10 protein-coding genes are annotated in these 11,825 nt (G+C 65.0%); 5 read left to right on the forward strand and 5 right to left on the reverse strand.

All coding sequences use genetic code 11. The annotated features are described in order from the left end of the window. Positions 1 to 161: 161 nt before the first annotated feature. Positions 162 to 854: a GntR family transcriptional regulator gene (locus tag AC0L3A_RS18845; RefSeq protein ID WP_219680198.1), complete on the reverse strand. Its 693-nt coding sequence runs from the start codon at positions 852 to 854 to the stop codon at positions 162 to 164. Positions 855 to 1,058: 204 nt separating this feature from the next. Here AC0L3A_RS18845 and AC0L3A_RS18850 point away from each other — a divergent pair, with 204 nt between their 5' ends. The 4 genes from AC0L3A_RS18850 (at position 1,059) to AC0L3A_RS18865 (ending at position 4,942) form a co-directional block, all read left to right on the forward strand. Further along, positions 1,059 to 1,667 carry a TRAP transporter small permease gene (locus tag AC0L3A_RS18850; RefSeq protein ID WP_219680318.1) on the forward strand — a complete coding sequence of 203 codons (609 nt, stop codon included), beginning with the start codon at positions 1,059 to 1,061 and terminating at the stop codon, positions 1,665 to 1,667. Beyond that, on the forward strand, positions 1,667 to 2,932 hold the full coding sequence (locus AC0L3A_RS18855) for a TRAP transporter large permease (RefSeq protein ID WP_007591322.1): 1,266 nt from the start codon (positions 1,667 to 1,669) through the stop codon (positions 2,930 to 2,932). Before AC0L3A_RS18850 ends, AC0L3A_RS18855 begins: the two co-directional genes overlap by 1 nt. A 24-nt stretch (positions 2,933 to 2,956) precedes the next feature. Continuing rightward, complete coding sequence (locus tag AC0L3A_RS18860) at positions 2,957 to 3,940, forward strand: TRAP transporter substrate-binding protein (protein WP_219680202.1); 984 nt, start codon at positions 2,957 to 2,959, stop codon at positions 3,938 to 3,940. Between the two features lie 75 nt (positions 3,941 to 4,015). Further along, complete coding sequence (locus AC0L3A_RS18865; protein WP_007591326.1) at positions 4,016 to 4,942, forward strand: dihydrodipicolinate synthase family protein; 927 nt, start codon at positions 4,016 to 4,018, stop codon at positions 4,940 to 4,942. A 93-nt stretch (positions 4,943 to 5,035) separates the two neighbouring features. Here AC0L3A_RS18865 and AC0L3A_RS18870 read toward each other — a convergent pair whose 3' ends face one another. From AC0L3A_RS18870 to AC0L3A_RS18885, 4 genes are read right to left on the reverse strand one after another with little or no spacing between them, the layout of a single operon-like run. Beyond that, on the reverse strand, positions 5,036 to 5,947 hold the full coding sequence (locus AC0L3A_RS18870) for a hydroxymethylglutaryl-CoA lyase (protein ID WP_219680205.1): 912 nt from the start codon (positions 5,945 to 5,947) through the stop codon (positions 5,036 to 5,038). Position 5,948: 1 nt separating this feature from the next. Next, positions 5,949 to 7,952 carry an acetyl/propionyl/methylcrotonyl-CoA carboxylase subunit alpha gene (locus AC0L3A_RS18875; protein ID WP_219680208.1) on the reverse strand — a complete coding sequence of 668 codons (2,004 nt, stop codon included), beginning with the start codon at positions 7,950 to 7,952 and terminating at the stop codon, positions 5,949 to 5,951. Between the two features lie 4 nt (positions 7,953 to 7,956). Further along, entirely contained in the window at positions 7,957 to 9,561 is a 1,605-nt protein-coding gene (locus AC0L3A_RS18880; RefSeq protein WP_219680210.1) for a carboxyl transferase domain-containing protein, read from the reverse strand. 24 nt (positions 9,562 to 9,585) lie between these two features. Further along, on the reverse strand, positions 9,586 to 10,713 hold the full coding sequence (locus tag AC0L3A_RS18885) for an isovaleryl-CoA dehydrogenase (RefSeq protein WP_088941281.1): 1,128 nt from the start codon (positions 10,711 to 10,713) through the stop codon (positions 9,586 to 9,588). 157 nt (positions 10,714 to 10,870) lie between these two features. Between AC0L3A_RS18885 and AC0L3A_RS18890 the strand changes: the two genes are divergently transcribed. Further along, the coding region (locus AC0L3A_RS18890) for an AraC family transcriptional regulator (RefSeq protein WP_473254949.1) at positions 10,871 to 11,825 on the forward strand (955 nt) is incomplete at its 3' end.

Here is an 11,825-nt window from a genome sequence, read left to right on the forward strand (position 1 = left end):
CCCGGCGGGGGGGGTGGGGGGGGCCCGGTGGTTCCTTGCCCGCCCCGGCGGGGGGGGGGGGGCGCGCCCCCCCCGCGCCCCCCCCCCCCCCCCCCACCTCTCTGTGCTTCCGCGAAAAGTGGTGGGCACGCTTCGCTTTGCCCACCCTACCAGCGCGTCGATTACGACTCGCGCTTCCGCCGCGACTTCGGCGCGAGCGTGCCGCCACCCACCACCTGCAGCAGATCTTTGCGCACGGCTTCAATGTGACGCTCCAAAAACCGGCAGGCCTCCTCGATCTTCTGCGCGCGGCAGAGCGCGATCAGATGGGCATGCTCCTTCTCCGCCGTGCCCATCGCCTTGGTGTTGGAGAGCTGAAGCCGCGTGTAGCGGTCGCTGGTCTGGAGCAGTGACAGCACGATCGCCCGGGTGCGGGGCTGCGGCGCGTGGATGTAGAGCGCCATGTGGAAGTCGGCATTGAGCTGCCCCCATTCGCTGACGTTGCGGGCCTTGATCGCCTTCTCGAAGCTTTTGTGGATGTCGTCGAGCCCTGCGAAATCCTCCGCCGTGAACCGGGGAGCCGAGTGCGCCAGCAGCCGCGGCTCCAGGATCCGGCGCAGGTCGAAGACGTCGTTGATCTCGTCCAGTGACAGCTCGGAGACGATGGCGCCCTTCTGCGGAACGATCCGCACCAGGCCTTCCGCTTCGAGCTGAAACAGCGCCTCGCGCACGGGGATACGGCTGACGCCATAGGCCTCGCCGAGCGCATCCTGGCGCAGTTGCGATCCGGCCGGATAGGTCCCGTCGAGGATTGCTTGCCGGAGCTGGTCGACGATCGCAGCCGACAGGGTGCGATGCTTCAGAGGCAGTTTCATCCGATCTTCCGTCCCTCTCCGACTCGGCCGGCCGGAACGGTCCCTGTCTTGCATGTTGAGGTCATCGCGTCCCCGCAAAAAGCGCGTGCACGCCTTCGACGCAATCCGCGATTCCATTTGACAGCCAAAATGTATAAATTATACATTCGGCCATCGCACGACAAATCTTGCGGGCAATGGGGCCTCTTCATGATCGAGCAGACGATGCCGGCCACGCGCGCGTTCAGCGTTCGACGCATGGTCGTCCGCGCCTCCTGCGCCCTGCTCGCCGTCGAGCGGATCGCATTGATGGGCCTGATGTACCTGCTCACCGCCCTGATCCTGGTCAACGTCGTCACCCGCTACTCGCATTTCCCGATCTACTGGATCGACGAGTCCGCGGTCTATTGCGTGGTCTGGCTGACATTCGTCGGCGCCTCCGCGATGACGCGGCTGCGGCTCGATTTCGCGGTGACGATGCTGACGGAACGTCTTTCGCTCCGCGCCCAGAAGATCGCGAAGGTGATCTCGACCGGCCTCGTCGTCGTGTTCGGTCTCGCCCTGATCGTCACCTGCGTGCTTTGGATGGACCCGATTGGCCTCGCCCGCGCCGGCTTCGACGGGCGCAAGCTGGCGGCCCAGACCTTCAATTTCCTCTACACGGAGCATACCCAGACGCTGAACTGGCCGACCTGGGTGCTCTATCTGACGCTGCCGATCTTCGCGGTGTCGATGACCGTGCATGGTCTCGCCAATTTGCTGGAAGATCTCGAACTGGTCCCGCGCATCCCACCGAAGGGCTTTGCGCTCTCCGAGCTCGACGGGGTCAACTGATGATCACGTCGGCAGCCTTCCTCGCGATCATGCTGGTCGGCGTACCGATCGGTCTCTGCCTGTGTCTCGCCGGCCTGGTCTACATCGCCGCATCCGGCAATCCGGTGCTGTTCCAGTCCTATCCGCTCCAGCTGTTCGGCGGCGTCGACAGCTACGGCCTGATCGCGATCCCGCTCTTCATCCTGATCGGCGAGATCATGAACGGCGGCGGCATCACGCGGCGCATCGTCGACATGGCGATGGCCTTCGTCGGCTCGCTCAAGGGCGGCCTCGCCTACGTCAACATCCTCGCCAACATGTTCATCTCCTCGATCCTGGGGTCAGCGACCGCACAGGTCGCGATCATGGCCCAGATCATGGTGCCGGAGATGGAGAAGAAGGGCTACGACAAGACGTTTGCGGCGGGCTTGACCGCCTATGGCGGCATGCTCGGTCCGATCATTCCGCCCTCGGTGATGTTCGTGGTCTACAGCGTGCTCGCACAGGTCTCGGTCAGCGACATGCTGATCGCCGGCATCGTGCCCGGCGTGATCCTCACGGTGATGTTTTGTGTCGTCATTGCGCTGATGGGATACGTCTACAACTATCCGCGCGCCGACTATCAGACGCCGCGGCAGCGCGTGGCGACGATCCTGCGGACCTCGCCCACCCTACTGATCCCGATCGTCATCGTCGGCACCATCCTCGGCGGTCTCGCCAACGCGACGGAATCCGCCGCCGTCGGCGCCGTTGCCGCAGCCCTGGTCGGAAAGTTCTGGACCAGGGAGTTCGAATTCTCGCAGTTGCCGCAGATGATGCTGCGCAGCGCGATCTATTCGGCGATCGTGCTGTTCCTGGTGGCCGCCGCGGCGGTGTTCTCCTGGGTGCTGATCTTCGGCAAGGTGCCGCAGGAAACCGCCGCCTGGATCCAGACGGCCGCCAAGGACCCGATCAGCTTCATGCTGATCTGCAATGTCATCCTGCTGGTGATCGGCACCGTCATCGACGGCATTCCCGGCCTGATCATGACGGTGCCGATCTTGCTGCCTGTTGCAACCGACGTCTATCACATCGATCCCAGGCATTTCGGCGTCGTGGTGGTGATCAACCTCGTGCTCGGCCTGTTGTCGCCGCCGGTCGGGCTCTGCTTCTTCGTCGCGGCCGCTGTCACCGGCGCCAAGCCCGGCAAGATGTTCATGGTGACGCTGCCGTTCTTCGTCATCTCCTGCGTCCTGCTGGTGCTGCTCTCGCTCTATCCGTCACTCTCGCTGATCCTGATCAAATAGGCCCGTCCAAAAGGAAGCCCGACCATGCCGCTTTCACGCCGCCGCTTTCTCGCAGCCAGCGCCGCCGCATCGGTGTTCGCGCCGTCGTTGGCGCTCGCCCAGGCCAAGGAATTCCGTCTCGGCCTGATTACGCCGAACGGCCATTCCTGGAACAAGGCTGCGCTCAAATTCGGTGAAGATCTCAAGGCGGCGACCAACGGCCGCCTGACCCTGACCGTATTTCACTCCGGCCAGCTCGGCAACGAGCCCGCGATGATGCAGCAATTGCAGTCCGGCGCGCTCGACATGGGCTTCGTCCAGGCCGCAGAGCTCGGCTCGCGCGTGCCGCACATTGCAGCGATCAATGCGCCCTACATCGTCCGCTCGACGCCCGCAGTGGCGAAATTCGTACGGCATCCGGCGGCGGTGAAGCTGTTCGAGGTGCTGCCGCAGGAGACCGGAACGATCGGGCTCGGCTGGGGCATCACCGGCATGCGGGCGGTATTCTCCTCAAAGGACCTGACTTCGCTCGCCGACATCAAAGGCATGAAGCTGCGCATCAATCCGACGCCGGTCTATCGCGATTTCTATTCCTCGCTGGGTGCAGCTCCGACGCCGATCCCGACGCCGCAGGTGTTCGACGCGATGGCCAATGGCCAGGTCGACGGTCTCGAGGCTGATCTCGAATTCTCCTGGAACCAGCGCTTCGACAAGGTGTCGAAGGTGATCCTGCAGATGAACGCCGTCTTCATGCCGATGGCCGCAGTGCTCTCGGGCCGGGTCTGGCAGTCGCTCCCCGCCGCCGACCGCGAGCTGATCGCCAAGACCGTCAAGTCGACGCTGGATGCGCAGATCGACGAATTGGCCTCCAACGAGCCCGCGCTGATCGAGAATTTCCGCAATGCCCCGATCCCGATCCGCCAGGTGCCGGCCGGCGATACCGAAGCCGTCATTGCCGAGTTCGACAAGATCTGGCTGCCGAAGGCGCCCGTCCTCGCCGAGCTGCGCAAGGTCGGCGCCACGCTCTGACCCCAACCGCCATCCCCTTCCAAGAACCCCGGCGGATCCAGCCCCCCGCCGGCCAAATCCACTCGGAGTCAAATCATGAGCCGCCGCGTTTCCTGGGAGGGCGTCTTCCCGGCCGTCACCACGCAATTCCACGACGATCTCTCGCTCGACATCGACGCGACCGCGAAGGTGATGGACGGACTGATCCGTGATGGCGTCTCCGGCCTGATCGTCTGCGGCTCGGTCGGCGAGAACACCTCGCTGGAGCGCAAGGAGAAGGTCGCGATCATGGAGACGGCGAAATCCGTTGCGGCCGGCCGCGTGCCCGTGCTGTGCGGCATCGCCGAATTCACCACGGCCTTCGCAGTCGAAACCGCGAAGGAGGCCGCGCGCGTCGGCATCGACGGCGTGATGGTGATGCCGGCCCTGGTCTATTCGTCCAAGCCGCACGAGACCGCCGCGCATTTCCGCGCCGTCGCCACCGCGACGGACCTGCCGGTGATGCTCTACAACAATCCGCCGATCTACAAGAACGACGTCACCCCCGACATTCTGGCCACGCTCGCCGACGTCGAGACCGTCGTCTGCTTCAAGGATTCCTCGGGCGACACAAGGCGCTTCATCGACACCAGGAACATGGTCGGCGATCGCTTCGTGCTGTTCGCCGGCCTCGACGACGTCATCGTCGAGAGCATCGCCATGGGCGCCGTGGGGTGGGTGTCCGGCATGTCGAACGCCTTTCCGCGCGAGGGCGAGACGCTGTTTCGCCTGGCCAAGGCCGGACGCTATGCCGAGGCGATGCCGCTCTACGAATGGTTCATGCCGCTCTTGCATCTCGACGCACGCCCGGACCTCGTCCAGTGCATCAAGCTGTGCGAGCACATCATGGGCCGCGGCACCGCGCTGACCCGCCCGCCCCGCCTCGCGCTGCTGCCGCAGGAGAAGGCCGAGGTCGAGGCGATGATGGCCAAGGCGCTCAAGAGCCGGCCGCGCCTGCCCGATGTTGGGTTGAAGGCAGCCTGAGCGCACGTAGGGTGGGCAAAGCGAAGCGTGCCCACCACTGAGATCGAAATCGTGGAAAGATGGTGGGCACGGCGCTATGCGCCTTTGCCCACCCTACGAAGCTGCCCGCTTCTTCCTTGCATTCAGTGCGGACGCCACGCGGCTCACGGGCGGTTTGCCGAGCACGCGACTCATCTCGTTCGTGACAGCCAGCAGCTTCTCCATATCAACGCCGGTCCTGATTCCCATGCCCTCGAGCATGTAGACGACGTCCTCGGTCGCAACGTTGCCCGTCGCGCCCGGCGCGTAGGGGCAGCCGCCGAGGCCGCCGGCGGCGGCATCGATGACGTGGACGCCTTCCTCCATCCCCGCATACAGATTGGCGAGCGCCTGGCCGTAGGTGTCGTGGAAATGCATCGAGAGATTGGCGGGCGGGATGTTGGCGCTGACCGCGCGCAGCATCTCCTTGGCTTTATCAGGCGTGCCGACGCCGATGGTGTCGCCGAGCGAGATTTCGTAGCAGCCGAGCTCCCACAGCGTGGTGGCGAGATCGGCGACGGCTTTCGGCTTGATCTCGCCGTCGAAGGGACAGCCCAGCACGCAGGAGATATAGCCGCGTACCTTGACACCATCAGCCTTGGCGCGCGCCAGCACCGGCTTGAACCGTTCGATGGACTCCGCGACCGTGCAATTGATGTTGGCCCGCGAAAAGCCTTCGGAAACCGCGGCGAACACCGAGACGATCTTGGCGCCGGCCGCGCGCGCGGCGTCATAGCCCTTCTCGTTCGGCACCAGCACGTGGAATTCGGCACCGGTCAAATGGCTGACGCCGCGCAGCACGGCATCCGAGCTCGCCATCTGCGGGATCGCCTTGGGCGAGACGAAGGCGCCGACCTCGACCGTATTGAGGCCAGCCGCGACCAGCGCCTCGATGAAGGCGATCCGCGCCTCGACGCTGACCGCCGTCTTCTCGTTCTGCAGGCCGTCGCGGGGCCCCATTTCGATGATGCGGACGGGGTCGCTCATCTCATTCTCCGGAAGGCTCGACCACGGCGAGCTCGATGCCCTCCTGGACGATGTCGCCGACCTTGCATTTGATCGACTTCAGCACGCCGGCATAGGGCGCGCGCAGCGTCTGCTCCATCTTCATCACTTCCAGCGTCAGGATCGGCGCGCCCTTCTCGAGCTTGGCCCCCTCCTCCGCCAGCACGGCGACGACGGTGCCCGGCAAGGGCGCTGCGATCTTATCCGCGCCGGCCTGCTCCTCGGTCTCGCCGCCGAACGGATCGACCCAATGCAGGTCGAAGCGCCCGTTGCGCGTGCGCAAATACAGCTCATGACCGTCGATCACGGCCGCGACCGACGATTTGACGCCGTCGAGAGTCAGATCGAAGCCGCCGTCGCGAGGCGCAATCGCAAACGCCAGCTCGCGTTCGCCGATCACCAGTGTGGACGGGCCGCTGCCGTAGTTCAGCACAACCTTCTGCTCGGGTCCGTGGCCAACGCGGAACGTAAAGTTGCGCTGGCGGCGGCCGACCGGCATCCAGCCAAAGGTTTGCCAGGGCGAATTCGCGTCCGCCTGCGCAGCCTGCCGCTCGTTGTTGATCACAGCGGCCACGGCGGCGCAGAGCTCGAGCTCGCCGGGCGCCGGCGGTGCCTGCGTCAGGACCGCAAGCTCGCGTTCGATGAAGCCGGTGTCGATCGCGTTCGCTCTCACCTTCGGATGCGTCATCAGCGCCGACAGGAACGGGATGTTGCTGACGATCCCGCGGACGTCGGACTCTTCCAGCCCGCGGTTCAGCCGCTCGATCGCGACCTCCCGCGTCGGCGCCCAGGCGATCATCTTCGCTAGCATCGCATCGTAGTACGGCGAGACGGCGTCGCCCTCGCGATAGCCAGCGTCGATGCGCAGGCCGCCGGTTTCCGCGGGCAACCGCCAGGTCGAGATCTTGCCGACCGAAGGCATGAAGTTCTTGGTCGGGTTCTCCGCGTAGACCCGAGCCTCAACCGCATGTCCGTTGAGCTTGATCTGATCTTGTTTGAGCGGCAGCGCCTCGCCGAAGGCGACCCGCAACTGCCACTCGACCAGATCGATCCCGGTGATCAGCTCGGTCACGGGATGCTCGACCTGAAGGCGCGTGTTCATCTCGATGAAGAACACGTCCTTGCCGTCGGAGACGAACTCGATGGTGCCGGCGCCGACATAGTTGACGGCTCCGGCCGCCTTTCGCGCAGCGGCGCAGACCGTCTCGCGCTGGGCCGCATTGAGCGTCGGCGACGGCGCCTCCTCGATCACCTTCTGGTGCCGCCGCTGCAACGTGCATTCGCGCTCGAACAGCGAGAGCAGATTGCCATGGCTATCGCCGACGATCTGCACCTCGATATGGCGGGGGTTATCGACGTATTTTTCGATCAGCATGCGGTCGTCGCCGAACGCGGCTTTTGCTTCCCGCTTCGCGCTGACGATTGCAGGCGCAAGTTCATCCACGGAGCGAACGATGCGCATGCCACGGCCGCCGCCGCCGGCGGACGCCTTTACCAGAATGGGGAAACCGACTTTCTCGGCCGCCTTCGCCAGCGTCGCATCGTCCTGGGCCTCGCCGTGATAGCCGGGCACCAGCGGTACGCCGGCCTTCTCCATCAGCGCCTTGGAGCCGGACTTCGAGCCCATCGCGGTCATCATCGCGGCGGTCGGGCCGACGAAGACCAGGCCGGCGTCGAAGCACGCCTGCGCAAACTCGGCGTTCTCAGATAGGAAGCCGTAGCCGGGATGGACCGCCTCCGCGCCGGTCTTTCGCGCGGCCCCGATCAGCCGCTCGACATTGAGATAGCTGTCGCGAGCGCGTGCGGGTCCGAGCAGTACGGCCTCGTCGGCGAGCGCGACATGCATCGCCTCGCGGTCGGCCTCGGAATAGACCGCGACGGTGCGCAGGCCCATGGCGCGCGCGGTGCGGATCACCCGGCAGGCGATCTCGCCGCGGTTGGCGATCAGGAGCGTGCGAAAACGACGGTAGAGCTTTGAGCGGTCCATCGCATCACATCCTGAACAGGCCAAATTTCGTCGGCTCGATCGGCGCATTCGACGCGGCCGAGAGGCCAAGGCCGAGCACCAGCCTTGTATCGGCCGGGTCGATCACGCCGTCGTCCCAGAGCCGCGCGGTCGCGTAATACGGGTGCCCCTGGCTCTCATATTGCGCGCGGATCGGCTCGCGGAATTTATCTTCGTCTTCTTTCGACCAGCTGTCGCCCTTGGCCTCGATATTGTCGCGGCGGACCTGGCTCAGCACCATCGAGGCCTGCTCGCCGCCCATCACCGAGATGCGGGCGTTCGGCCACATCCAGAGGAAGCGCGGTGAGTAGGCGCGACCGCACATGCCGTAATTGCCGGCGCCATAGGAGCCGCCGATCACGACGGTGAATTTCGGCACCGACGCCGTCGCGACCGCCGTCACCAGCTTGGCGCCGTCACGCGCGATGCCGCCGGCCTCGTACTTCTTGCCGACCATGAAGCCGGTAATGTTCTGCAAAAACACCAGCGGAATGCCGCGCTGGCAGCACAGCTCGATGAAATGCGCCCCCTTCAGCGAACTTTCACTGAAGAGAATGCCGTTGTTGGCGATGATGCCAACCGGAAAACCCCAGATGTGAGCGAAGCCGCACACCAGCGTCGTGCCGTAGAGCTTCTTGAACTCGTCGAATTCGGAGCCATCAACCACGCGCGCAATGATGTCGCGCACGTCGAACGGCTTGCGCCCGTCGACGGGCACCACGCCGTAGATCTCCTCCGCCGCAAACAAGGGATCACGCGCCGGATGCATGTTGAGGTTCGGTCGCACCGATGGTTTCAGCGTGCCGACAATGCGGCGGGCGATGCCGATCGCGTGCGCGTCGTTCTGGGCGTAATGATCGGTCACGCCCGATTGCCGCGAATGCACGTCGGCGCCGCCGAGCTCTTCCGCGGTCACCACTTCGCCCGTCGCCGCTTTCACCAGCGGCGGCCCGCCGAGGAAGATGGTGCCTTGATTGCGCACGATGATGCTCTCGTCCGACATCGCGGGGACATAGGCGCCGCCGGCCGTGCAGGAGCCCATCACGATGGCAATCTGCGGGATGCCTTGCGACGACATCTGGGCCTGGTTGTAGAAGATGCGGCCGAAATGACGCTCGTCCGGAAAGATCTCGTCCTGCAGCGGCAGGAAGGCGCCGCCGGAATCCACCATGTAGACGCAGGGAAGATTGTTCTGCCGCGCCACGTCCTGCGCGCGCAGATGCTTCTTCACGGTCATGGGATAATAGGTGCCGCCCTTGATGGTGGCATCGTTGGCAACGATCACGCATTCGCGACCCGCGATGCGCCCGACCCCGGTGACAACGCTGGCCGAATGCACGTCGCCGCCATAGAGGCCATAGGCCGCGAGCGGCGACAGCTCCATGAACGCGGTGCCGGGATCGACCAAGAGGTCGACGCGCTCCCGCGCCAGCATCTTGCCGCGCGAGGTATGGCGGTTGCGCGAGACCTCACCGCCGCCGCCGGCGACCTGGCTCAGCTTTTCGCGCAGATCCGCGACGAGGCTGCGCATGGCCTCGGAATTGCGTGCAAAGTCCGACGAAGACGTATCGATGCTGGAATGGAGCGGCATGTTGATTCCAATTGCGTGAAGGTTTTAAGCCGTCTCAGCCATCAATTCGCGGCCGATCAGCATGCGGCGGACCTCGGAAGTCCCCGCGCCGATCTCGTAGAGCTTGGCGTCGCGCCAGAGCCGTCCGACCGGAAATTCGGAGGTGTAGCCGACCCCGCCAAGCGCCTGGATCGCCTCGCCCGCCATCCACGTCGCCTTCTCCGCGGAATAGAGGATCGCAGCCGCCGCATCCTTGCGCAAGCTGCGTGCGTGATCGGCGCGGTCGCAGGCACGCCCCACCGCATAGACATAGGCGCGCGTGGCCTGCCAGGTCGCGTACATGTCGGCGAGCTTGCCCTGCATGAGCTGGAAGTCGCCGATCGGCTGGCCGAACTGCTTGCGCTCGTGCATGTAGGGCACCACCGCGTCCATGCAGGCCGCCATGATCCCGAGCGGGCCGCCGGAGAGGACCGTGCGCTCATAGTCGAGGCCGGACATCAGCACCCTGACGCCCTCGCCGACCTTGCCAAGCACGTTCTCCTCCGGCACCTCGCATTCGTCGAAGAACAGTGGATAGGTGTTGGAGCCGCGCATGCCGAGCTTGTCGAGATGCTGGCCGTGGCTGAAGCCCTTGGCCCCCTTCTCGACCAGGAAGGCGGTCATGCCGCGCGGGCCCGCTTCCGGATCGGTCTTGGCATAGACCACCAGCACGTCGGCATCGCCGCCATTGGTGATCCACATCTTCGAGCCGTTGAGCACGTAGCGGTCGCCGCGCTTGTCGGCGCGCAGTTTCATGGACACAACGTCGGAGCCGGCGCCGGGCTCGGACATCGCGAGCGCGCCGACATACTCGCCGGAGATCAACTTCGGCAGATAACGCTCGCGCTGCGCATCACTGCCGTTGCGGCGGATCTGGTTGACGCAGAGATTGGAATGGGCACCGTAGGAGAGACCGACCGCGGCCGAGCCGCGCGAAATCTCCTCCATCGCGACGATATGGGCGAGATAGCCCATGTTGGAGCCGCCATATTGCTCCGGCGCGGTCATGCCAAGCAGGCCGAGGTCGCCGAGGCGCTTCCAGAGGTCCGCCGGGAACAGATTGGCTTTCTCGATATCGGCGGCACGCGGGGCGATCTCCGCCTCCACGAAGGCGCGCAGCGTGTCGCGCAGCATGCCGATATCTTCGCCCAGATCGAAATCGATGCTCGGAATATTCAAGGCGATTCCTCCGTCTTTTGGGGACCGAACCTAGCGGCATCGGGGCCCTTCTGCGGTCGAAAAGGTTGCATTTTCCGCCAAACTTGGCGAGGATTTTCCCAGAGGATTTCCGATGCCTTTTCAAGTCGCAACCGCGATCCCGCGCCGCGCCGTGACCCCAGCCGCCTTCGTCCGCGGGGTCGTTGCCGCTTACGAACGTTACGGCCGCGATCCGACCGAGGCGCTGAGCCGGGGTCAGGTAACGCCAGACCTTGTCAATTCTCCGGGTGGACGGGTCACGGCCGGCCAGTTCGAGGCGCTGGCGGGCCATGCCATGCGCGAGCTCGATGACGAGGCGCTCGGCTGGTTCTCGCGCCGGCTGCCCTTCGGCACCTACGGCATGCTGTGCCGCGCCTCGATCACCGCCCCGACGCTGGAGGTCGCGCTCAAGCGCTGGTGCCGGCACCATCGTCTGCTCACCGAGGACGTGCTGCTCGATCTCGCGGTCGGCAAGGAGACCGCAGTCGTGTCCATCCGTGAACTGCGCGACCTTGGATCTCTACGCGAATTCTGCCTGGTCACCCTGCTTCGCTATGTTCTTGGCTTTTCCTGCTGGGCCGTGGATTCCAGGATCGCGCTCCGCGCCGCGGAATTCCCGTACGCCGAGCCCGGCCATGTCTCGGTCTATCCCACCATCTTTTGCCGAAACATCCGCTTCGATGCGGACCGTGCTTCCATCACCTTCGACAAGCATTATCTGTCGCTGCCGCTCACCCGTAGCGCGGCGGACCTCGACAACATGCTCAAGGGCGCGCTGCGGCTGACAGTGCTCCCCTATCGGCGCGACCGGCTGCTGGTCGAGCGCGTTCGCCGCGTGCTCCGCAATGCGCGCGGACGCAGTCTCGGAGCCGAGGATGTCGCAAGCGAGCTGGCACTCTCTACCCGCACCATGCATCGGCGCCTGAGCGAGGAGGCGACCTCATTGCGCGATCTCAAGGAAGAGGCAAAATTCGAGCTCGCCAAGCAGGAGCTGATGCGCGGTCGCAGCCCGATCAAGCGGATCGCGGAGATCGCCGGCTTCCGCAACG

This window comes from Bradyrhizobium sp. MI1.3 (genome assembly GCF_055811695.1).

Bases quoted from the DNA above. Each gene is read 5' to 3' on its own strand.
- AC0L3A_RS18845 (WP_219680198.1), bottom strand. From the start codon at position 854: ATGAAACTGCCTCTGAAGCATCGCACCCTGTCGGCTGCGATCGTCGAC.
- AC0L3A_RS18850 (WP_219680318.1), top strand. From the start codon at position 1,059: ATGCCGGCCACGCGCGCGTTCAGCGTTCGACGCATGGTCGTCCGCGCC.
- AC0L3A_RS18855 (WP_007591322.1), top strand. From the start codon at position 1,667: ATGATCACGTCGGCAGCCTTCCTCGCGATCATGCTGGTCGGCGTACCG.
- AC0L3A_RS18860 (WP_219680202.1), top strand. From the start codon at position 2,957: ATGCCGCTTTCACGCCGCCGCTTTCTCGCAGCCAGCGCCGCCGCATCG.
- AC0L3A_RS18865 (WP_007591326.1), top strand. From the start codon at position 4,016: ATGAGCCGCCGCGTTTCCTGGGAGGGCGTCTTCCCGGCCGTCACCACG.
- AC0L3A_RS18870 (WP_219680205.1), bottom strand. From the start codon at position 5,947: ATGAGCGACCCCGTCCGCATCATCGAAATGGGGCCCCGCGACGGCCTG.
- AC0L3A_RS18875 (WP_219680208.1), bottom strand. From the start codon at position 7,952: ATGGACCGCTCAAAGCTCTACCGTCGTTTTCGCACGCTCCTGATCGCC.
- AC0L3A_RS18880 (WP_219680210.1), bottom strand. From the start codon at position 9,561: ATGCCGCTCCATTCCAGCATCGATACGTCTTCGTCGGACTTTGCACGC.
- AC0L3A_RS18885 (WP_088941281.1), bottom strand. From the start codon at position 10,713: ATGCTGCGCGACACGCTGCGCGCCTTCGTGGAGGCGGAGATCGCCCCG.